At 72.7% G+C, this 21,178-nt stretch carries 20 protein-coding genes; 10 read left to right on the forward strand and 10 right to left on the reverse strand.

What is annotated here, in order from left to right; genetic code table 11:
- Positions 1 to 232 precede the first annotated feature (232 nt).
- On the forward strand, positions 233 to 2,893 hold the full coding sequence (locus tag ACZ52C_RS10895) for an SdrD B-like domain-containing protein (protein ID WP_469074407.1): 2,661 nt from the start codon (positions 233 to 235) through the stop codon (positions 2,891 to 2,893).
- A gap of 153 nt (positions 2,894 to 3,046) precedes the next feature.
- Complete coding sequence (locus tag ACZ52C_RS10900) at positions 3,047 to 3,754, forward strand: L,D-transpeptidase (RefSeq protein ID WP_469074408.1); 708 nt, start codon at positions 3,047 to 3,049, stop codon at positions 3,752 to 3,754.
- Here the strand turns inward: ACZ52C_RS10900 and ACZ52C_RS10905 are convergent.
- The gene (locus ACZ52C_RS10905) at positions 3,741 to 4,424 is read right to left on the reverse strand and encodes a hypothetical protein (RefSeq protein ID WP_469074409.1); all 684 of its coding nucleotides are present in this window, start codon (positions 4,422 to 4,424) and stop codon (positions 3,741 to 3,743) included. The two genes, ACZ52C_RS10900 and ACZ52C_RS10905, sit on opposite strands and share 14 nt — an antisense overlap.
- Before the next feature lie 236 nt (positions 4,425 to 4,660).
- Here ACZ52C_RS10905 and ACZ52C_RS10910 point away from each other — a divergent pair, with 236 nt between their 5' ends.
- A complete protein-coding gene (locus ACZ52C_RS10910) occupies positions 4,661 to 5,008 on the forward strand; it encodes a LuxR C-terminal-related transcriptional regulator (RefSeq protein ID WP_045558625.1) in 348 nt (115 codons plus the stop codon).
- Positions 5,009 to 5,243: 235 nt separating this feature from the next.
- Positions 5,244 to 5,756 (forward strand): DUF3515 family protein, encoded by a 513-nt coding sequence (locus tag ACZ52C_RS10915; RefSeq protein WP_469074410.1) that lies wholly within the window; start codon positions 5,244 to 5,246, stop codon positions 5,754 to 5,756.
- Between the two features lie 39 nt (positions 5,757 to 5,795).
- Here the strand turns inward: ACZ52C_RS10915 and ACZ52C_RS10920 are convergent, their stop codons facing one another.
- Positions 5,796 to 6,236, reverse strand: a complete 441-nt coding sequence (locus tag ACZ52C_RS10920; protein WP_469074411.1) for a hypothetical protein — start codon at positions 6,234 to 6,236, stop codon at positions 5,796 to 5,798.
- Between the two features lie 120 nt (positions 6,237 to 6,356).
- Between ACZ52C_RS10920 and ACZ52C_RS10925 the strand changes: the two genes are divergently transcribed.
- Positions 6,357 to 6,929: a TlpA family protein disulfide reductase gene (locus ACZ52C_RS10925; RefSeq protein ID WP_469074412.1), complete on the forward strand. Its 573-nt coding sequence runs from the start codon at positions 6,357 to 6,359 to the stop codon at positions 6,927 to 6,929.
- On the opposite strand, the gene ACZ52C_RS10930 is transcribed toward ACZ52C_RS10925, so the two are convergent.
- The 3 genes from ACZ52C_RS10930 to ACZ52C_RS10940 all read right to left on the reverse strand — a co-directional run bounded on the left by ACZ52C_RS10930 (position 6,904) and on the right by ACZ52C_RS10940 (position 9,433).
- Positions 6,904 to 7,869 (reverse strand): hypothetical protein, encoded by a 966-nt coding sequence (locus tag ACZ52C_RS10930; RefSeq protein ID WP_469074413.1) that lies wholly within the window; start codon positions 7,867 to 7,869, stop codon positions 6,904 to 6,906. The two genes, ACZ52C_RS10925 and ACZ52C_RS10930, sit on opposite strands and share 26 nt — an antisense overlap.
- A gap of 174 nt (positions 7,870 to 8,043) precedes the next feature.
- Positions 8,044 to 8,940 (reverse strand): L,D-transpeptidase family protein, encoded by an 897-nt coding sequence (locus ACZ52C_RS10935; RefSeq protein ID WP_469074414.1) that lies wholly within the window; start codon positions 8,938 to 8,940, stop codon positions 8,044 to 8,046.
- Entirely contained in the window at positions 8,930 to 9,433 is a 504-nt protein-coding gene (locus ACZ52C_RS10940; protein WP_469074415.1) for a SigE family RNA polymerase sigma factor, read from the reverse strand. The genes ACZ52C_RS10935 and ACZ52C_RS10940 overlap by 11 nt, the downstream gene beginning before the upstream one ends.
- Positions 9,434 to 9,649: 216 nt before the next feature.
- Here ACZ52C_RS10940 and ACZ52C_RS10945 point away from each other — a divergent pair, with 216 nt between their 5' ends.
- The 4 genes from ACZ52C_RS10945 to ACZ52C_RS10960 all read left to right on the forward strand — a co-directional run bounded on the left by ACZ52C_RS10945 (position 9,650) and on the right by ACZ52C_RS10960 (position 12,390).
- On the forward strand, positions 9,650 to 10,090 hold the full coding sequence (locus tag ACZ52C_RS10945) for an Ig-like domain-containing protein (RefSeq protein ID WP_469074416.1): 441 nt from the start codon (positions 9,650 to 9,652) through the stop codon (positions 10,088 to 10,090).
- 159 nt (positions 10,091 to 10,249) lie between these two features.
- Complete coding sequence (locus ACZ52C_RS10950; RefSeq protein ID WP_469074417.1) at positions 10,250 to 10,849, forward strand: hypothetical protein; 600 nt, start codon at positions 10,250 to 10,252, stop codon at positions 10,847 to 10,849.
- A 117-nt stretch (positions 10,850 to 10,966) separates the two neighbouring features.
- Complete coding sequence (locus ACZ52C_RS10955; protein ID WP_469074418.1) at positions 10,967 to 11,569, forward strand: SigE family RNA polymerase sigma factor; 603 nt, start codon at positions 10,967 to 10,969, stop codon at positions 11,567 to 11,569.
- Positions 11,566 to 12,390, forward strand: coding sequence for a hypothetical protein (locus ACZ52C_RS10960; protein ID WP_469074419.1), 825 nt, complete (start codon positions 11,566 to 11,568; stop codon positions 12,388 to 12,390). The genes ACZ52C_RS10955 and ACZ52C_RS10960 overlap by 4 nt, the downstream gene beginning before the upstream one ends.
- A gap of 82 nt (positions 12,391 to 12,472) precedes the next feature.
- Here the strand turns inward: ACZ52C_RS10960 and ACZ52C_RS10965 are convergent, their stop codons facing one another.
- From ACZ52C_RS10965 to ACZ52C_RS10980, 4 genes are all read right to left on the reverse strand, one after another.
- A complete protein-coding gene (locus tag ACZ52C_RS10965; RefSeq protein WP_469074791.1) occupies positions 12,473 to 13,816 on the reverse strand; it encodes a helix-turn-helix domain-containing protein in 1,344 nt (447 codons plus the stop codon).
- Between the two features lie 324 nt (positions 13,817 to 14,140).
- Positions 14,141 to 14,785 (reverse strand): Uma2 family endonuclease, encoded by a 645-nt coding sequence (locus tag ACZ52C_RS10970; RefSeq protein ID WP_469074420.1) that lies wholly within the window; start codon positions 14,783 to 14,785, stop codon positions 14,141 to 14,143.
- Between the two features lie 116 nt (positions 14,786 to 14,901).
- Positions 14,902 to 15,669 (reverse strand): alpha/beta fold hydrolase, encoded by a 768-nt coding sequence (locus ACZ52C_RS10975; RefSeq protein WP_469074421.1) that lies wholly within the window; start codon positions 15,667 to 15,669, stop codon positions 14,902 to 14,904.
- Between the two features lie 44 nt (positions 15,670 to 15,713).
- A complete protein-coding gene (locus tag ACZ52C_RS10980; RefSeq protein WP_469074422.1) occupies positions 15,714 to 15,956 on the reverse strand; it encodes a hypothetical protein in 243 nt (80 codons plus the stop codon).
- A 308-nt stretch (positions 15,957 to 16,264) separates the two neighbouring features.
- Between ACZ52C_RS10980 and ACZ52C_RS10985 the strand changes: the two genes are divergently transcribed.
- Positions 16,265 to 16,819, forward strand: a complete 555-nt coding sequence (locus ACZ52C_RS10985; protein WP_469074423.1) for a hypothetical protein — start codon at positions 16,265 to 16,267, stop codon at positions 16,817 to 16,819.
- 84 nt (positions 16,820 to 16,903) lie between these two features.
- On the opposite strand, the gene ACZ52C_RS10990 is transcribed toward ACZ52C_RS10985, so the two are convergent.
- Entirely contained in the window at positions 16,904 to 20,938 is a 4,035-nt protein-coding gene (locus ACZ52C_RS10990) for an nSTAND1 domain-containing NTPase (protein ID WP_469074424.1), read from the reverse strand.
- Positions 20,939 to 21,178 lie beyond the last annotated feature (240 nt).

The following is a 21,178-nucleotide window of genomic DNA, read 5'->3' on the forward strand; positions in this document are numbered from 1 at the left end:
GCGTGGGGTGGGGGCACCTCGGTCGTTCTGTCCTCTCGGCTCCTCCTCGGCCCCTCCCCACCCCTTCACCTCCCCCGAATCTCCACATTTCCGGCATGCCGCCCGGCAGCCCCTCCCCCCTCCCGTGCCCCGTTCAGCCTGATTAGTGGTGGTTGGCACTTCATATGAATGCAGGGGTCGGCTTCGGGCACCGGGCTCCGTCGCCTCGGCAGACATCAGGGAGAAGAGGGACGTGGTGAAGCGAAGAACACCGGGGGGCGTGGGTCTGGCCCTGGCCGTCACGGCGGCGCTGGTGGTCGGACTGGCCGGTGAGGCGGCCCCTGCCGCCCCCGGCGGCACCGGCACCGCGGACGGCAGGGCCCCCGGCGACGGCTCCGTGACCGTACGGGTCGTCGACGAGGTGGACGCCGACGGGGCGTACGACCACGGTCTGGAGAAGGGCCGGGCCGGTGTGCGGGTCACGCTCACCGACGACCACGGCACCGTCGAGACCCGCACCACCAACGCGTACGGCATCGCCTGGTTCCAGCCGTCGGCCTCCCGGCTGCGCGGCGGCAGGTACCGCGTCCAGGCCTACAACCCCGACTCCCGCACCCTCCAGCCGGCGGTCGCGGGCCTCGGCGACGGACCGGGGGTCATGCGCAGCAGCGTCGGTTTCGTGAACGTCTCCGGCGGCCGCGACGTGACGTACACGACCGGCTTCTGGGAGCCGGGGCTCTACTGCCAGGAGAACCCCGACCTGGTGACCTGCAACCTGACGAAGGGCGACGCGCCCGACACCCACAAGGGCCTGGTGCGGTTCGGGGGGAACTTCTCCGACACCCACCCCGGCGGCACGGTCACCCGGCTGACCAACAACCAGCAGCAGGGGACCGTGTTCGGCATCGGCAACGACCGGACCGGCAACACCTACCTGGGCACGCTGGTCAAGCGGCACGCCGGCTACGGCCCGGCGGGCGCGACCAACACGATCTACCGCCGCAACAGCGCCTCCGGGGTGAGCACCTTCGTCACCCTGCCGGGCCTGCTGACCGAGCACGACGAGGCCGAGGACTGGCTGCGCGACAACCCGGTGTACAGCAGGGTCGGCCGGGAGGGCATCGGGGATGTCGACGTCTCCGGAGACGGCAAGACCCTCTACGCGGTCAGCCTCAACGACTCCCGCCTGTACTCCGTGCCGATCCGCGGCACCGGCGACGGCGTCTACCCGGGCACCTACCGCTCGCACGTCATCCCCCGGCCGGAGGAGTGCGCCGGCCACTGGCACCCGTACGGCATCGGGGTGCGCGGCGGCCGGGTGCTCGTCGGCGGGGTGTGCGGCGCGGAGAACACCGTCACCAGGAGCGTCCCGTGGGGCGACCCCTCACAGGTCACCTCGCACGTCTACGAGTTCACCCGGGGTTCGTTCCGCCCGCTGTTCAGCACGGCGATGAACTACCCGCGCGGCTGCGCCTACCGGTTCACCGGGCCGCCCGCGACCGCTCCCCGCTGTGCCAAGCCCTCCACCGTCGGCAGCCCGCTGAGCGCCATGTGGGAGGCGTGGAACCAGCGCGTTCCCACTCCCGGCCGGCTCTCCTTCGTCTCCGCGCCGCAGCCGATCCTGTCCAACATCGAGATCGCGGACGACGGCGACCTGATCCTCGGCTTCCGCGACCGGTTCGCCGACATGCAGGGCACGGCGACGTACCCCTTCAACGCCCCCCGCGACGCCGCCAAGGTCCGGGCCGTCGCCGCCGGTGACGTACTGCGGGTGTGCGCGTCCCGTACGACGTACACGCTGGAGAACAACGCCCGGTGCGACGCGCTCTACGGCGCGCTGCCCAACAACGACGAGGGGCCGGGCCACGGCGAGTTCTACGCCGACTCGACGAAGCTCCCGGACGCCCACGAGGACCAGGTCACCCAGGGCGGCACGGCCCTCCAGCCGTACCGGAACAAGCTGTGGAGCACGGTCCACGCCCCGTTCGACGAGCACTCCTGGGAGCAGGGCGTACGCCGCTGGAACGCCACCAGGGGCAGGACCGAGGGCAACCTCCTGGTGCAGCGGACCTGGAGCGCGGACGCCGCGCAGCGGGCCATGCTGTTCGGCGAGGGCAACGGGCTCGCCGACCTGGAGCTGATCTGCGACCGGGCGCCCGTCCAGGTCGGCAACCGCGTCTGGTTCGACACCGACGGCGACGGCGTCCAGGACCCGTCCGAGCCGCCGGTCAAGGGCGTGAAGGTGACGCTCCACCCGACGTCGTCGTCCGGCCCGGACCTCGTCACGTACACCGACGGCAACGGCGAGTACTACGTCGGCAGCCAGCACCAGGGCGGGCTGCGGCCGAACACCACCTACCGGGTCACCTTCGACCACGGCGGCGTGGACACCGGCGCGCTGCCGGGCCGGCCGAGCCGCGCCTCGCTCAAGTGGACGGCCCGGGGCGCCGGTTCGAACCGCGCGATCGACTCCGACGTCGACGCCTACGGTCGGACCACGGTCCGCGTCGGAGACGCCGGCCATGTGAACCACACGGTCGACGCCGGTCTCACCCGGTCGGTGCGGCTGACGCTCGTGAAGCTCGACAGGAAGAGCGGCAAGCCGTTGCCCGGCGCGGTGTTCGAACTGTGGCAGGACACCAACCGGGTCCGCGGCCTCCAGCGTCACGGCCTGGGCAAGGACCGGTTCGTCAACGACTGCGCCACCTCCCGCGCCGGCCGCTGCTCCTTCGGCTCGCTCCTGCCGGGTACGTACTTCCTGGTGGAGACGGACGTCCCCGAGGGCTACCTCAAGCCGAGGCGACCGGTCACCGGGCCGTACGTCCTCACCCCGAGGAACGCCTCCGAGGGGAACGGGCTGTTGGTGAAGCTGTTCAACACGCGGGGCGAGGCCTGCAAGGGCAAGAAGTGCTGACGCCGGTGCCCGTTCGGCCCAGCAGGACGTCTCCGGGGCGGGCCGGATGCCGTATCTCTGGGAGGGGGTTCGGCGACTGAGCGAGACCCGGAGGCCGCGTTGACGGGACGAAGGACACGGAAGGCCCGCAGGACACAGAAGAGCCGGATACGTGTGGTCGCGGTGCTGTCGTCCGCCCTGGTGGGGTGGACGGCGGCACCCGCCGACGCGACAGCACCCGCCGTCGCGTCGGCGCCCGCGCCGGAGTGCGCGGCGCGGACCGGCCCCTACCAGTGGGACCTGGAGCGCCATCTCAAGCTCCCGGAGGACGGCCGGCAGTCCACCGCCGACTGCGTGGCGATCCGCGCCTTCCAGCAGCGCACGGGCGTGAAGCCGGCCGACGGCTACGCGGGCCTCGCCACCTACCGCACGATGCTGGTGGTGCAGGCCCGCGCCAACCCCAACGCGGCCGGGAAGTGCCCGGTGCGGACGTACCAGGTGACGTGCGTGGACCTCGACCGTCAGCTGGTGTGGGTGCAGCAGGGCAAGCAGGTGATCTACGCGCCGGTGCCGGCGCGTACCGGCAGGGACGGCGAGGAGACCCGTACCGGCTGGCACACGGTCTACTGGAAGGACCGCGACCATTTCTCGGACCTGTACGACAACGCGCCGATGCCCTTCGCCCAGTTCTTCGACGACGGGCAGGCCTTCCACGGCGTCCTCGACGACCTCTTCCGCGGCGGCTCGCACGGCTGCGTGAACCTCCGCTACGCCGACGCCGAGCGCCTGTGGCGCGTCATGCACGAGGACGACGCCGTCTACGTCTGGGGCGCCAAGCCGGGGACCTGGCGCTCGATGGGCCCGCCGGTCAGCCGTGGATGAGCGAGGCGGTCCAGGTGTTGACGTGGCCCGTGACCGCCTGGTCCTTGAGGACGGGCTTGCCCACGGACTGGACCCTCGGGGTGGCCTTCCAGGTGACGTCGGCGCGGGCGATGCCCTTGACGGCGACCTTGACCGCGCCGCCCTTGATGGCGACGGCGGCGTTGACGTTGGTCACGCCGGCCACGGCGCGGGCGCCGCGCTGCACCTTGCCGCCCGCGATCTTGTAGTGCAGGGTCAGCTTCTCGCTGGTGACCGGGATGCCGAAGATGGTCTCGGTCGCGGTGTAGGCGACGGAGACGGCACCCTTGCTCTTCCTCGGCGCGACCTCGTGGACGAACTTCACGTCACTGTTGTACGGGGTCACCGTCTTCAGCGGACGGTTGAGGTCGCCCTTGAGCTGGCGGAACAGCGACGCGTAGATCTTGCCGTTCTGCAGGTGTCCGACGAACCTCGACTGCTTGGCCGCCGGCAGCGCCGAGAAGCTCCGAAGCGTCCGCTTGGCCTCCGGCGTCTTCTGCGCCTTGAGGTAGGCCGTGTAGCTCTTGACCGTCAGCTTCGCCGGAAGCTTCGCGACGGCCTCGTCCGCGGACGCGGCCGGGGCCAGGACCGCCAGGGCCGTCGCCCCGGCGACGGCGACGGTGGTCAGACGACGTGCGGTGATGCTGTGCACAGTGTTCCCCCTGTGATCGATGTGTCCGTAGGTGCGCGTCGACGAGCCTAGGGAGAGCCCGGCCCGGCCGAAATTGTCCTTTGGTGCAGTGACCTCCGGGGATGGTCGTCTGTGACGTGCCCGTGTCATTACGGGGGTGCTTCTTGTCAGTAGCGGACGCTAAGTTGGGGGGAGATCGCCGCCGCACCCGGGGCACGGGGCTCTGTCGGGAAAGCGGCATCGGGAAGGGCCGACCAATGACCAAGAGGTCTGACGTAGGAGACACGGCCTGCGCCTACCGGCGCACGGGGGCCGATCCGGTTCGCGACATCAGCAGGCTCAAGACACTGACCGAACGGGAGAAGGAAGTCCTGCTTCTGCTGGGAACGGGCCTGGGCAACCGGCAGTTGGCCAGGGAGCTCGGCATCGCCGAGCGCACGGTGAAGGCACATGTCGCGCGCATAGTGGAGAAACTGGAGCAGCAGACACGGCTGCAGGCCGCGGTGCTCTCCGTCCTCGCCCATGAACTGCTGTGCGCCGATCCACGGTGCGCGTGCGGTTCCGCCGCTCCCCTGTCCCGGCTCGTCGGGGCGTCCGCCGTCTGATCCACAGCCGCGTTTTGGCGTTCACTTGTGGAAATTTTGACCATTCGCTGAAGCGCGGCCCCAACCATCCGCCGACCACCCATCGACATCACTTCCGCACCACTTCGGCGACAGGGACAACCCGGACGACTCCGGCGGCCTACGGGGTGAATGCGAACATGTCGGTCTGAGCGGAGGGGCCCCGACAGCGGGCCCCTCCTTCGCCATCACCACGACGTACGGCGGGAGTTGACGCATGAGACGCCCTTCGCGGCGGGCCCGGATCGCGATCGGGACGGCTCTGGGCGCGGTGGCGGTCGCCGTACCGCTCGTGGCCCGCGAGGTCTCCTCGCCCGCCCTGGACCTCCGGCCGGCCGCCCGCGCCGCGGACCCGGCCTGCGCCCGGATCGCCGACCGCTACCCCGACCGCATCGCGGGCGAGTCCCGCGACCCCGTCTCCGTCACCGGCGTCACCTCCTGGGGCAACGGCAGCGTGGTGCTGCGCTGCGGCCTGGAACCGCCGGACGAGACCGTCGACCCGTGCGTCGAGGTCGACGGCGTCGACTGGGTGTTCCGGGAGGACCGCTCCACCGGCTCCGGCTACCGCATCCTCATCACCTACGGCCGTGACCCCGCCGTACAGGCCTTCGTCGACGACCGGATCACGGCGATCGACGGCGTCCTGGTCGACCTCAGCGACGTGGTGCGGCCGATCGAGCGGGCGCCGGACGACGCGTGCGTCTCCACAGCCGACGCCACCCCGCGCTGACGGGATCCGAAGCGGCCGCCGTGAGGCCGAGACCCCGCCTCAGACCACGCGGGGGCCACCGCTCAGCCGGCCCGAGGGGGCCGTCGGGACGAGACGGTCGTAGCGCCAGGCGGACAGCCCCAGAGCCATCAGGAACTGCAGGTCCAGCAGGGCGACGGTCATCAGCACGAAGGCCCAGTCGACCGCGTCGCCCGGCCCCTCGCCCGCCCACAGGCCGTTCGCCACCAGCGACAGCAGATACAGCACCGCGTACACCGAGGTGTCGATGGTCGCGGTGCGCCAGCGCGACAGCGCGGGGAGCACCTTGCGGAGGACCGTCAGCACGGCCACCGCCACCAGCGGGAAGAGCAGTCCCGCGCCGCCGACGACGGCCCACGAGTCCCCTCCGGCCCCGATGCTCAGCACGGCCACCCCCCACAGCCATGAGGGAAGGGTCACCACGGCCGCGTACTCGACCGCTCTGCGCCAAGGCGTGATCATCTGCGCTCCTCGCATCCCCGTACGTCACCGGCGGTCAACCGCTGACCACAGCAGTGTCCCAGCCGTCCCGACGAGGCCGATCGGCAGGATCCCCCGGGGAGTTGCCTAAGCTGTACGGCGATGAAGACGAACCCCCGTGCGGCCCTGTGCGCGGTGGTGGCCGGGCTCGCGATGACGGGCTGTGCCACGCCGAAGCCGTTGCCTGCCGATGTGGAACAGGCCGACGGGGGTGGAGTGTTCAAGAGCATCCCGGTCGGTGAGCGGCCCGCCGCGCCCGACTTCGTCGGCGGCACCGTCGACGGCGGATCCGTCCGGCTCTCCGACTACCGCGGCCAGGTCGTCGTCGTGAACGCCTGGGCCTCCACATGCGGCCCCTGTCGCGTCGAGTCGCCCGATCTGGACCGTGCGCACCGGGAGTTGAAGGGGCGGGACGTCCAGGTGCTGGGCATCAGCACCGACGCGTCGCGACCGAACGCGCTCGCCTTCGAGCGGGACCTCGGCCTGTCCTACCCGAGCCTGTACGACCCCGGCGGCAAGCAGTTCCTGAAGCTGCCGAACGGACTGGTGAACCCGCAGATCCTGCCCTTCACCCTCTTCGTCGACCGCGCGGGCCGGATCGCCGGGGCCGTGCAGAGCACGGTGACGGAGGAGGACGTGCGGAGCGTGGTCACGCCGATGCTGGAGGAGGAGTAGCGGAGGCGGCGAGGGCCGCGGTGCGGGCGGAGGACCGCGCTCGGGCCTCGTCCGAGGAGTCCTCCTCTTCGCCGGAGTCGGTGGACCGCTCGCCGGACGGCGCCTTCGTGCCGGGGGCCTTGGTCGCTTTCTTCGGCTTCTTCGGCTTCTTCTCCTTCTTCTCCTTCTTCTCCTTCTCTTCCTTCAGGAGGGTCTGGAGGCGTTCGATGCCGGCCTTCGCCGCCTCGGTGGTGGCGGTGTCGTCGATGCCGTAGAGGCCGCCGTGGGTGAGGAGGGCGGCGGTGTCGCCGACGCGTACCGTGGCGAGGTCGAGGGTGAGGGCGCTCTCGTCGCCCTCCGGGTCACCGCTGACGATCAGCCGCAGGCCCTGCCGGGCGTCACCGAGGTTGCCGGGCAGTTCGACGGGAGCGACCTCGGCGCCGTACTCCCGCCCCTGGACACCGGTGATGGTGAACTCCTGGCATTCCCCCACGAGTTGGCCGAGGCGGCGGAGGCGGGCGTCGACGTCGGCCTTGTCGTACGCGCCGACCTGGTAGCGCAGTTGGGCGCCGTACTCGTAGTCGTCGAAGCCGGTGACGGCCGTGCCGCCCCTGGGCTCACCGAGGACGTCCTCGGCGTAGATCCCGTCGAGGAGCGGCTGGCACTCGGGGCGGTCGGTGCGGCCCTTGAGGAGGCCGTCGCGCCAGGTCGCCGCGCCCTGGGTGCCGGACCAGGCGTCGCCGAGGTCGTCCTGGCGGAGCAGGGCGCTCCGGGCGCGGGCGTCGGTGAGTGCGGGGGCGGCCGGGGCGGTGGGCGAGGCGGAGGCCGTGGTCTCGTCGACGGAGGCGGCCTCGGGGAAGCCGCGGGGGTGCCCGGGGTCGTCCACGACGCAGGCCGCCGCCGCCCCCGCGAGCATCCCTAGGGCCAGGACCCGGGCGAGAACACGGTACGGACGACGCATGGCGGAGCCTCCCGAGAGCACGACGTTGCCGTTCCCACGCCAACACCGCTCGGGCCCGCCCACCAGCGCACAGGGGCGTACGGGTGAGGTGGTCCCCCGGACAGCGGCAGGGTTTCTGGGGGAGGTGGTCCCGCCCGGACAGCCGCAGGGTTCCTCGGGGAGGTGGCCGGCCGGTCAGCCGGGGGGCGTGTAGGAGGGAGTGGGGGTGGACGCCATGGTGGGCGGGGTGGGGGAGGTGCCCCGGATCTCCACGATCGCGCCCGTGGTCAGGCGGCCGTACAGCCAGCGGGCGTCCGTGGTGCGCAGGCCGATCCAGCCGGAGGTCAGGTCGGAGGTGCCGGGGGCCTTCTCGTAGAGGGGGAGGGCGGCGATCCAGACGCCGCTGTCGTCCGGGATCCGCGTCGGAGGTGCGCTGAACCGCCCACCGGGGCCGGTCCCGTCGGTCGGTTCGGTCCGGTCGGTCTCGGGGCTCGGGTCGGCCGGGTCGAAGGCGTCGGCTCCGGCGTTCGTGCCGGTCCCGGCGGTAGCGGCGGTAGCAGCGGTTCCGGCGGTCGCCTCGGCCGGGGCCGACCCGCCCGTGGCGGCCGTGGTGTCAGTGGTGTCCGTGCCGACCGGGGTCAGTTCCAGGACCCACGTCAGCTGCCCGTCGTACTCGTCGTCGAAGCCGACCGTCGCCCCAGGCACGAGTTTGACGTCGGCCTTGGCGGTGACGGTCATCAGGCCGGTCGGGGTCGGAGTCTCCGCCGTGCCCGCCGAGATGGGCAGCTCGCGGCCGGCGACGGTGAGGACGCGGCGGGAGAGGTCGACCGTGGCGTCGGGAGCCTCGGCCGTCGCACTGGGCGGGGCGCTCGCGGCCAGGGCCGAGTCCCGCTCGGTGCCGTGCGAGACGGTGTTCAGGGTGAGGACGGCGGCCAGGCCCGCCGCCGCGCAGCCCCCCGCGACCGCCGCGGTCGTACGGCGCCGACGGCGACGGCGTCCGGCCGTGGCGCGGACCTCGGCGCCGGACCCGGGCGGGAGGGACTCGGCGGACTCGGCCAACTCGCGCAGCCGGAGGGTGAGTTCATCGGACACGGCCGTCCTCCTTCGCACCCTTGCCGGGGGCCAGTTCGCGCGCCAGCGCCGCCCGGCCACGGGACAGCCGGGCCTTGACCGTGCCCACGGGGGCACCGGTCTCGGAGGCTACCTCCTCGACACTCAAGTCGCACAGATGGTGCAGAACCACTGCCATCCGCTGGGCCTCCGGGATCCTGCGCAACGCCTGCACCAGCACCGCCCGTTCGGGATCGGGTCCCGGCGCGTGTTCCGGCGGCGGATCACGGCGCACCAGCTCCAGCCAGCGGCGCGCCCGGCGCCACCGGCTCACCGCGAGCCGCATCGCCACGGTCCGGATCCACGCCTCGGGGGCTCCCTCGGCGAGGAAGTCCCGCCGCCGGTCCCAGGCACGTACGAAGGCTTCCTGCACCACGTCCTGCGCCTCGCCGTGGTCCCCGGTGAAGGCGTAGAGCTGGCCGGTCAGACGGGGGAACGCGGTGGCGTAGAACGCGTCGAACTCTTCCTCGTTCATGCCCCCCGCCGTTGTCCGAAGTCCCGTGCATCGCCATGCAACCCGGTGGCCCCCGCCGTGCGTACATGTCACGACCGTACGCCGCAGCACATCGAAACACATCGCCGAAAGCGACTGGGGGACACCATGACCACGGGAAGCGGGGCCACGGGAGGCGGGGCCTGGGGGAGTCGGGGCGCCCGGTCGGGGGCGCGGCCGCGTCGGCGGCCGGGGCGCGTGATCGCCGCGACGGCCGCGTGCGTGGTCGCGTTCACGCTCGCGGGCTGCGCGGGGAGCGGGGAGGGAGTGCGGGTCGAGGGCCCGAGCGAGATACCGGGAGCCCAGGTCCGGGCGGACGCGCAGGGGACAGAGGAGGGGGTCGCCTTCGACGGTGTGCGGGTCGACATCGCCGAGGGACAGACCGTGGGCGTCGGCAGGCCGATCTCCGTCACCTTCGCCCGCCCGGTCCCGAAGTCCGAACGCGAGGCTGTGGAACGGCAGTTGAAGGTGACCATGGACGTCGACGCCGAGGGCTCCTGGGGCTGGGTCGAGGACCGGGCCCTCGCCGACGGGCAGCGCGTCGACTTCCGCCCGCGCAGCGACTGGCGGCCCGGCACGAAGATCACCGTCGAGGTCGGCGCGGCCCTCGTCCGGCACTTCACCGTCGGCCCTCGCTGATCACCGCGGGCGCGCCCGGCGGCCCCGAGAACACCGCACCGCTGAGACAGGCCGGAGAAAAAGTTTCCCGCCGGTGTCATCCGTCCCGTACGCCTCACGGGTTTCAGGAGTGTCAGACCAAGCACCTGGACCAACACATCTTTTGGGGGTCGTCCGTACATGACCACGGCACGGATGCACACACTCGTCGCCGTCGCAGCGCTGACCACGCTGCTGGCGGGGGCGTCGACGACGTCGTACGCCGCCTCGCGGGGGGAGGCGGCGCACGGCGCCGGCACCACGGCGGCGGTGGCGAAGGCCACGGCGGCCGCGACGGCCGCCAGGAAGGCGCCGACTCCGCGCATCGTCCAGCCCGGTGAACACGTCGTCGCCGCGCCGGGCTTCGAGTTCTGGCTGACGGAGGAGGGCAAGCACTGGATGGAGCCGGACCTGCCCGACTTCGAACAGTTCCGGAGCGTCGTCGACGGCAACATCGACCGGAGCCGTCCCGGAGTCTCGCTCCAGGCGTCCGCCTTCGAGGGCCGCTACTACCTCTCCGGCGTCTACTACGGGGGCAAGGGGACCGCCTCCCGTGTGGCGGTCCGGACGAGCACCGGCACGGTCCACGGCAAGCTGCTCGAACTGCCCGGCAAGCCGGGCTGGGGTGTCTGGTACGCCGTCGCCGACCTGCCCGCGGTGGACGACGGACAGGAGTTCCTGCGCGGGGTGACCGTCCGCGACACCAAGGGCGGCGTCTACTCGCAGCTGCGCCTGCGCTGAGCCCACGGCGGTGCGGGGGTGGGGCTGACCGCCCCCGCACCGCCGGGCTCCCCCACTTCCGGTACCTGTTCCCGTACCTGTTCCTGTTCCTGTTCCCGACCCCGAGGACCGTCGCCCGTGCCGCAGGAGAAACCCGGAGCACCGGAGGCCGGCGACTTCGCCGCGTACGCCACCGCCGCCTGGCCCCGTCTGGTGCGCACCGCGCACATGCTGACCGGCGACTTCCACGAGGCCGAGGACCTCGTGCAGACCACCCTGGCGAAGGTGTACGGCCGCTGGCGGCGCATACCGCGCGACGACGTCGACTTCTACGTACGGCGCTCGCTGGTGAACAACAACATCAGCCGCGTACGGAAGAGACGCGTGGCGCACCTGCTGACCCCGTTCCTGCCCGAGCGGGTGCACGAGCGGCATGCCGGGCACGCCGAGTCGATCGCCCAACGGGCCGCCGTCACCCAGGCGTTGGCCGCGCTGTCGGCCCGGCAGCGGTCCGTGCTGGTGCTCCGCTTCTGGGAGGACCTCAGCGAGAGCGAGATCGCCCAGCTGCTGGGCTGCTCGCTCGGCACGGTCAAGACCCATGTGCGCCGAGGGCTCCAAGCCCTGCGCGCCCACCCCGAGTTCACCGGCGCGGCCTGCGCGGACCGCCGCGGCCACGGCTCCGCACCCTCCCTCCCGTTCGTCCCGGCGCCACCCTCACCCGTCCCCGGAGCCCGCCCATGAACCACCCGACCTCCGGGACCGGCCCGGACACGACAGCGACAACAGGAACAGAGGCAGAAGCGGTCGTCGTCGACACAGGCGACACCGGCGACACCGGGCGGCGGTTGCGCGCGGCGTTCGCCGAGGCCGCGTACGGTTTCACGCCTCCGCCCGTGCCGCTGGAGGCCATCGAGCGGGAGGGCCGCAGCCGTCGACGACGGCGCCGGGCCGCCGCGCTGAGCACGGGCTGCGGGCTGCTGCTGCTCCCGCTGGTCGTGGTGCTGGCCCTCCGCCCCGACGGCTCCTCGGCCACGGTGCGGCCCATGGCCCCGCCGGGCCCGAAGCCGAGCGCGTCCGCCTCGCCGCCGGCCTCACGTCTCTCCACCCCCCTGGCCGGGCAGGTGCGGGTCGTCGAGCCGGGCGAGAAGGTGCGCATCGGCGACGGCACACGGCTCTGGCTGACCGAGGAGGGCAAGTACGGGGACACGCCCGGCGTCTCCGAGGTACCCGAGTTCAGCAGTGTCGTCGACGGCAACATCGACCGGAGCCGCCCCGGTGTCTCGGTGCAGGAGACTCCGCGGGGCCCCGAGAAGGTGTTCCTCACCGGCGTGTACTACGGCGGTTCGACCGAGGCGGCCGGCATACGGATCGAGCTGTACGACGGCAGGACCTTCGACGGCACGGTCGTCCGGCTGGCGGGCAACAGGGAGTGGGGCGGCTGGTACCTGCTCGCGACCGTCGGGGAGGGCGTCTCGAACCCCGGGCACCTGCGGGGCATCACCCGCAAGGTCACCGTGTACGACAGGGACGGCGGCGTGGTCGCCGCGCAGGACCTCGGCTGAGCCCACCGGGGGACACCGCTTCCCGCACGCATTCTCCGCCGCCGGTCGCGGGGCCCGCGGGGCGTGCGGTGGACCGGAATCGTCAGAGAGGCGGCTGTGCGGGGGCCGGGCCGAGTGTCGTGGTGCCGGGGGCCGTACGGTGGCCGAGGCCCGTGCGGTAGGCGTCGAGCGCGGCCTCCACACGGCCGCCGCGGCGGTACAGGTCGCCCAGCAGCCGGCACAGATCGGCCAGGTCACCGGCGGCACCGGCCCGCTCCAGCAGGCTCAGCGCCCGCACGTAGTGCTCCTCGGCGGCGTCGGCGTCGCGCGCGTCCTCGGCGATGATGCCGAGGAGGCGGTGCGCGGCGGCGGAGTGCAGGGCGCCGCGTTCGGAGCTGAGGTCGCTGAGGACCTCACGGAGCAGCTCGGCGGCCTCCTCGGACTTGCCCCGGCGGTGCAGGACGTCGGCGAGTTCGACGGCGACCTGGCTGGTGTAGAGCGCGGCACGCTTGGCGGAGAGCATGCGGCGGGCCTCGCGCAGTTCCTCCTCGGCGCGGGCGTATTCGCCGTTCTGGGCGTGGAGGTAGCCGCGCATCCAGTGGCAGTTGGCCAGCTCGGTGCGGATCTGGAGCTGCCGGTACAGCTCGGAGGCCTTGGCGAGGGAGGCGTCGGCCTCGGCGATCCGCCCCTCGGCGATCATCGTCCGGGCGACCGAGCGGTGCATACGGGCGACCAGGGCCGGGTCCGCGGACCGCGGGGCGAGCGCGAGGGCCAGCTCGGCGGCCTGGGCGGCTCGGGCGTGGGCGCCCATGTCCATGTAGGGGGCGATGACGCCGGTGTAGAGGAGGAGCAGGGCGTCGGGGTCGTGCAGGCCGTTGCGGTTCAGCTCGTCGAGCGTGGACTCGTAGAGGTAGCAGGAGTAACGGAGTTCACCGGCGAGGTAGTGGGCGGTCGCGCGGCCGCGCAGGGCGGGGACGCGGGCCGGGAGGGGGGCGTCGCCGAGTCGCTGTTCGACCTGCTCGAACCGCAGCTGGGCGGTCTCCAGGTCACCGGTCTCCAGGGCGCATTCACCGAGGCCGAGCAGGGCGTCTGCCTCTTCGGCGACCAGGCCGTACTCCTCCGCCTCGGCGAGGACGGCCGTGAACCCCTCGGCGGCGGCCTCGCCGGCCCCGCCGGCGAGCGTGCGCTGGGCGCCGGTCAGGCGGAGCCGCAGCTCGGTGGCGAGGCCCGCGGGTCGTCCGGTGGCGAGTTCCTCGTAGCCGACGCCGAGCCGTTCGGCGATATGCCGCAGCGCGGGTTCCGAGGCCCGCACCCGGCCGGCCTCCAGGGTCGAGATATATGCCGGGGTGTACGCCGGTTCCGCCAACTGCCGCTGTGTGAGGCCCCGTTCCGTCCGCAGTCGCTGCACTCTGCGCCCGATGACCTCGGGGTCGTCACGCTCGGCCATACCTGCCATGACGTAAGCATGCCAGTAAGCAGGCTTACACCGGCCGTTTCACCCAACTCCCTGACAGGCTCTTGCCGTTGCCAGGCCAGAGCCTTACGTTGAGCGACACGTTAAGCACGCTTGACTCACCGAGTCAGCCACCCGGTCACCGTCGTAGCCACCGTCGCATCGCCGTCGCCGTCGCCGCCGCTGGGAGGCCCCGTGATCCGAGACCTGCTCACCCGCCACGCCCGCTCCGCCGCCGCCGCGCTCCTCGCGATCACCGCCCTGATGACGGCGGCCAACGCGTTCCCCCGCTGACGGGGCGAGCCGTCCCGCGCGGGCTCAGAACTCGGCGGTGTCCAACTCGAAGCCGAGGGGGTCGGGAAGGGGTACGACCATGCCCAGCTTGCACTTCACCGTCTTGGCGAACCTGTCCCCGGACGGCTCGGAGAACACCGTGACCTCGGCTTCCTCGCGGTCGATGAGGAGGTAGACAGGGATACCGGCGCGGGCGTAGCCGAGGATCTTCGTCTCGCGATCACGGTCCCCGGTGCTGGTCGAGGTGACCTCGGCCACGAGAAGGACAGCGGAGGGGTCGTGCCACTCCTGCTCGTCGTCGAAGGTGCCCTTGGGGGCGACGGCGAGATCAGGGACCACGTGCCCTGTCATGGAGCCACCGGGTACGTCCAGCCCGATGCCGGTGTAGTTGCGAAGGGATCGGTCACGGCGGCGGTCGATGACCTGTTCCGTCAGCTCCGACACGATTTCTTCATGCTCCCCGTTGGCCGGAGGCGTCACGCAGATCTCTCCCTCGATCAGCTCTACGCGCCAGCCCCTGGGGGCCGTCGCACTGAAGAGCTGGAAGACCTGCTCGGCACTCGCGCCTGTGTGGTCAGGCACGTCGCTGTCGCCGTCAGGGTCGTCGAAAGGACCGCTGATGTACTCGCCCTGGTACCCCGGCATGATGATCGGCTCCGCCGTCGCCATGACAGACCTCCTTCGCTCAGCGCGACGCTCCCAGAGTAGACCGGAAGCCCGCACAGGGAATCCGGAGCCGTTCACTCGAACGAGCGTGCTGTTACGTTTCCGTGCGGGCGGGCTTCTCAGTCGGCCAGGGCTGCTGCCGTCGCGCGGGCGAACGCCTCCGGGTTGTCGAGCATGATGTTGTGGCCGCAGGCCGGGATCGGGACGACGGTCACGCCGGCCTCGGTGAGGGCGTCGGTGCCCGGGACGGGGCCGTCGGTCTCGGGGTGGAGATAGGTGCGGGGGATCTTCAGGTCCAGCAGCAGCTCGCGCATCGTCGGGCGGGTGCCCTGGGCCAGCCGGGCGGCGCTGCGGTACAGGGCCTCGGGGCCGACGAGCCGCATCGTCGCCCACCACTGGGCCCCGGCCAGTTCCGCGAACTCCTCGCGTCCGCCCGCGAGGAACTCCTCCTCGGAGTACGCCGCGATGCCGTTGCTGCCGACCACCCCGTGCGTGGGGACCAGGGGATCGAGGTTGGAGTCGATCATCACCAGCTTCCGCACCAGTCCCGGGTGCCGGGACGCCAGCACGATCCCCACCGAGCCGCCCATGCTGTGCGCGATCAACTCGGCGCCGGTGACGTCCGCCGCCGTCAGGGCCCGGGCCAGCGCGTCCGCGTGGGCCTCCAGGCCGTAGTCGAAGTCCGCCGGGCGATCGCTGATGCCGTGCCCGAGCAGGTCGACCAGCAGCGAACGGCGCCCCGCGAGGAGGGGGTGGACCGCGACCTCCGTGAAGTACGCGGACGACGTGGCCCCGAGCCCGTGCACATACACGCGGCAGGGCTCCTCCCCCGGCAGCTCGACCCACCGGATCCGGTCCCCGGCGTCCGTGACCACGGCCTCACGCATGTCCGTCCCCCCTCACCCCGGCCGCCGCGCTCGGCCGCACCGGGTCACTCGTCGTCGAACTCGATCTGGACGTCGGTCAACGCGAACACGTCGTCCTCCTCGTCCTCGTCTTCGTCCTCATCTTCGTCCTCGCGGTCGGCGTCGTTCCGGCCGGCCGTCTCGTCCGTCGGGCGGCGCACCCGTCTCGCCCGGTACGCGTAGCCGTCCTGCTCCGCCTCCTCCCAGGTGAACAGGACCGCCTCACCCGGTTCCAGCGACGCGAACGCCCCCGGTTCCGGGGTGGACACGGCCGAGAAGTGCGCCCAGACCTCACCGGGGACCTCGGGTGAGGCCAGAACTCCCCAGCCGGACTCGTCGTCCCACGACCGGACGGTGCCATGGACCGGATGACTGCTGATCGTTCCCCCTACGGTCGGGCCGGAGTCGTACGCCGGCCTTCAGGCTAACTCCGGATTTTCGCACTCGCATTGTCCCAAAGGACCTACCACGGGCCCCACTTCGTCTGATGGTCTGGTGATGACCAGGCAACGCGCCTGGTGCCACGCTTTTCTGAAACGGGGACACCTTGCAGAACGAAATGAACAGGATCGGCCGCGTGGCCGTCGTGTCCGGCACCGCCCTCACCCTCGCCTTCGGCGCGCTCGGCGCCGCGCAGGCCGCGCCGACGGCCGCGACGGCGCAGGAGACGACCGTCTTCACGCCGAAGAAGCAGGGCTACAGCACGCCCAAGGCGAAGCAGAAGGCCGGCATCCTGCACGCCCAGGTCAAGCTGACGGGCAAGTACCCCAAGTACTACCCGATGCCCTGGTCCTTCAAGATCACCAACAAGAAGCTGAAGGCCATCGCCACGAGCAAGATGAACTGCAAGGCGACCGGGCTGAACGGCAAGTACCACGACACCCACGCCGCCATCCCGGTCGGCTACGAGTGGCACTCCAAGGTGGGCAGCAAGGCCCACCCGCACACCAAGAAGAAGACCTACAACCTCTCCGGCACCTGTGTCTTCAACGTCCAGGTCGGTGGCAAGCCCGGCAAGGCCACGGTCGGCTTCACCTTCAAGTACGCCATCAACCCCGACAAGAAGAAGTCCGCGACCGCGACTCCGAACAACGCGCCGGTCACCACGACGAAGATCGTCCTCGCCCGCTGAGGGATCGCTGAGAGCGGCTGAGGGGCTGTTCGACCACAGCCCCTCAGTACGCCTCGGTGCTCCGCAAGTACGCCTCGGTGCCCCTCAGCCGCACACCTTTCGGTACGGCGCGTCCGGTACGTACGTGGCCCACTCGCCCCTCGACAGATCCTCGTCCCCGGCGCGGGCGCAGACCTGGGCGACGGTGCGGCCCGGGGCGACCGTGTGGCGGAGGAGGGGCACATGGGCGCCGCCGGCGTAGAGGGTCGTGCTGTCGGGGCTGAAGGCGAGTGACGCGATGCGCTCGCCGGGGGAGGGGAGCGGTCCGCCCAGCGGCTGCTGGGTGGTGGTGTCCCAGAGCTGGACCGTGCCGGCGTCGCCGCCGACGGCGAGGGTGTGGCCGTCGGGACTGAGCGCGAGGGCGCTGACGGCCTCCGGGGTGCCGCCGCCGAGCGGGGCCGGGAAGACGTTGCGCAGGACACCGGCCCGGCGGTGCAGCTCGCCGTCCCACAGCGCGACCCGGCCGGTGCGGTCGCCCGCCGCGACCCGGCTCCCGTCGGGGCTGAACGCCAGCGCGCTGATGTGGTCGCCCTGTACGAGGTCCAGCGCGGCGCTCCGCCCGGTGCCGTCGCGGGCCACCCGGTTGTCGCCGACGACCAGTTCGTCGCGGGGGCTGAGCGCGAGGCGGGCGCCGCCCAGACCCGGCCCGGTGAGGGTGTCGGTGCGGCCGCGGGTCTCGGTGTTCCACTGCTCGTTGCTCGGCTCGCCGTCGACCGGGGTCCGGGTGGTGAAGAGGGTGTGGCCGTCGGAGGTCAGGGCCAGCGCCGTCACCTCGGTGCCGGACCGGGTACGGCCCAGGTCCAGCACGCTCTGTGCGCGGCCCCGGGCCACGTCCCAGACGGTGAACCACTGCGACGCGCCCCGCGCACCGGGGCCGGTGACGCCGTAGACGAACCTGCCTCCGTCGGGGCTGAACGCCGTCTGGGGGACGGTGTCGGCCGGGGCGAGCCGCTGGGGGGAACCGACCTGGGACGTGACCAAGGCCGGAGGCGGGGGAGCGGGCGAGGGCGACGACGGCAGGGTGCGGATCAGGCGGCCGTCGCGGGTGTCGCGGAGTTCGAAGCGGAACCCGGAGCCACCGTCCGCGCGACCGGCGCCCGCGCTTCCGCCGCCCACGCTTTCGCCGCCGGTGCCGGTCGGTGTGCCGGTGCCCGTGCTGGAGCCGGTGCCGGTCGGTGTGCCTGTCCCCGTCCGGGTGGCCGTGGCGTACAGGCGGCCGTCCGGGCTCAGCAGGACCGCGTCCACGGGGCGGTCGCGCCAGGCCTCGGTGACCGTGGTCGTCAGGTCGAGGGTGTGGGCGGTGCCGCCCTCCAGGTAGCGCAGGACGGACGTTCCCGGGTCCCAGGCGAGACCGCCGTGCAGATGCTGGTTGTTGAGGGGGTGCCGGAGGACGGGGGCGGCCGGTGACGACAGCCGCCACACCCGGATCTCGTCGGCGGTACCGGCGGTCGCCAGGAAGCCGCCGTCCCGGCTGAACGCGGCGTACCGCACGCCGGGGTCCTGGAGCACGGCCACCCGGGTGCCGGTCCGGGCGTCCCACACCCGTACCTCGCCACCGGCCACGACCGCGAAGCGGCCGGCCGCGCCGAACACCACCGCCGAGTCGGCGCCGCAGACCCCGCGCTCCCGTTCCCAGGAGCCGTGCACCACCTGCCGCCCGTCCACCTCCAGCACGCGCGGCGCCTTCCCGGCCGGGCACACGGCCACCCGGCGGTCGTCCCCGTCGGGCGCCACGTTCGCCGGCATGACCCCGCGCGCCTCGAACAACACGGCCCCGTCCACGACGGACCGCACCCGCACCCGCCCGCCGACCGACCCAGCCGCCGAAGCCGAAGCCGAAGCCGCGTCCGCACCCGTACGCGCGCCGCCGGCCGAACCGTCACCGGCGCCCGCCCCGTCCGCCCCCGAACCACCCGTGGCGGCGTCCGCGCCCTCTCCCACCACATAACTCCCCCCGCTCGCCCCGAACGCGATCTCGGCCCCCTCCCCGCCCGACAGCCGCAGCGGCGCTCCCCCGGTCCACCGGCCGGCACGCGCGTCCCACAGCCGGACGGTTCCGGGCGCGTCGCCGTCCCCCGCCCCCGGCGTCGTCGAGATCGCGAGGACGCGGGCGTCGGGGCCCGCCGCCAGGACCTCGCCGGGCGGGAGGTGGCCGGAGGCGGTGGTGCGGCGGGTGGCGAGGTCCCAGGTCTGCCAGGTGCGGTCGTCGACGCTGAGGAGGGTGCGGCCGGAGTCGGCGAGGAACCGCTGGGAGCGGTAGCCGGAGGCGGGGTCGCTGAAGGCGTCCACCTCGGGCTGGGCGAGGGAGCCGAGGAGCGCGCGGCGGGTCTCCGGGAGCGGGGCGATGCGCCAGGCGGCGACGCCGAGGAGGAGCGCGGCGCGCGGATCGGTGGTGCGCAGGCCGTCCGCGACGGCGGCGATGCGGCGCGCGGTGTTCTGTGTGCGCTGGAGAACGTTGTCATCGCGCTGCCGCCAGGCCGCGAGCCCGGCGACGAGCGCCACCGCGAGGACCGCGGAGAGCGCGCCCACCAGGGCCCGGGCGCGACGCGTGGCGCGGCGAGCGGCGCGCCGCTCGGTCTCCCGGACGTCGAACGCGGCGGTGAGGAAGGCCCGTTCGGCCTCGGTGAGCGCGAGGTCACGGGCGTGGCCGGGGAACACCTCCTCGGCCCGGGCCAGCCGGGTGCCCCGGTAGAGCGTGCCGGGGTCGCGGTCGTGCTCCAGCCAGGCGCGGGCGGCCTCGGTGAGCTGCCGGTGGTGGCGCAGCCGTTCGCGGTCCTGGTCGATCCAGCCGTGCAGCCTGGGCCAGCAGGCGATCAGCGACTCGTGGGCGAGCCGGACGCCCTCCTCGTCGACGGTCAGCAGCCGGGCGCGGGCGAGCCGTTCCGCGACCACGGGGATGTCGGGGTGGGAACACTCGGAGAGTTCGTCCCGGGTCAGCGGGCGCCCGGTGTCGACGGTGCCCCGGCCCGGTTCGACCAGCCGCAGCAGCAACTGCCGGGCGGCGGTGGCCTGCGGCGCGGACAGCTCGCCGTAGACGGCCTCCGCGCTCGCCGCGATCGCAGCGTTGAGACCGCCGGCCGCCTCGTACGCGGCGGCCGTGAGCATGCGGCCCCGGCGGCGGCGCCAGGTCTCCAGCAGGGCGTGCGACAGCATGGGCAGCGCGCCGGGGCGGCCCTGGACCTCCTCGACGACGGTGGCGGCGAGGGACCGTTCCACCAGGAGTCCGGCCGCCTGCGCGGGCCGTACCACCGCCTCGCGCAGCTCGTCGGCGGTCATCGGGCCGACGGGCAGCCCGGCGTGGCGCAGGACCTCGGCGAGGCCGGGGTGTTCGGCGCAGCGGGCGTGGAAGTCGGCGCGTACGGCGATGAGGACCCGGAGGCGGGAGGCGGGGTCGCGGGCGGTGAGCAGCAGGTCGAGGAAGCGGGCCCGTTCCGTCTCGTCCCGGCAGAGGGTGAACACCTCCTCGAACTGGTCGACCACGACCCAGCTGTCCGGTTCGCCGTCGGTCACCGTCAGCAGGTGGCCGTACGTCTCGGCCGGGCGGGCGCCGGGGGTGAGGACCCGCAGCACGGACACGCACTCCTGCCGGGCGATCCGCTCACGCAGCCGGGGCAGGAAACCGGCGCGCAGCAGGGACGACTTGCCGCTGCCGGAGGCGCCGAAGACGGCCGCGAAGCGGTGGGCGTCGACCAGGTCGCCCAGCTCCTCCACCAGCCGGTCGCGGCCGAAGAACAGCGCGTGGTCGTCGGGTTCGAAGCGGGCGAGGCCCCGGTACGGCGCCGGGTGGTCGCCGCCGTCCTCCACGGCGGCCGCGCCGGCCGCGGCGTCGGCCTCCCTCCAGCGCGGCTCCCAGTCGGCCGGATCGCCCCCGCAGGCCCGGACATAGCCCTGGACGACGGCGAGGGAGGGCAGCCGTTCGCCGGCCGCCGCCTGGGAGAGAGTCGTCGCGGAGAAGCCGGCGTCCTCGGCCATCGCCCGGTAGGACGGGGTGCCCGCAGCCCGGCGCAGCTCCCGCAGTTCGTGGGCGAGGCGCTGCACGGGCCCGGCCGCCGGGTCCAACGGTCTTTCGGGACGCCCCACAGGATCACCCGCTTCCGGTTCAGGCGGCGCTCACCATACGTACGCAGGTGGACACGCGTAACCCTGGACGCGCGAAGTGTGGTGTTGATGACAGCGGTCGTACGCCGGGCCGAACAACTCGGAAGCGGGGCGCCGAGTTGATTGCCCCGGTGGGAGGAGGTGCCGATCAACTCCCCGCTTGCCAGCCTCGGTTCCGCAGAGCCGGATCACCGGCGACCCCCACGCTGAGCCGAGTGGAGA

This window comes from Streptomyces sp. NPDC034049 (genome assembly GCF_055575575.1).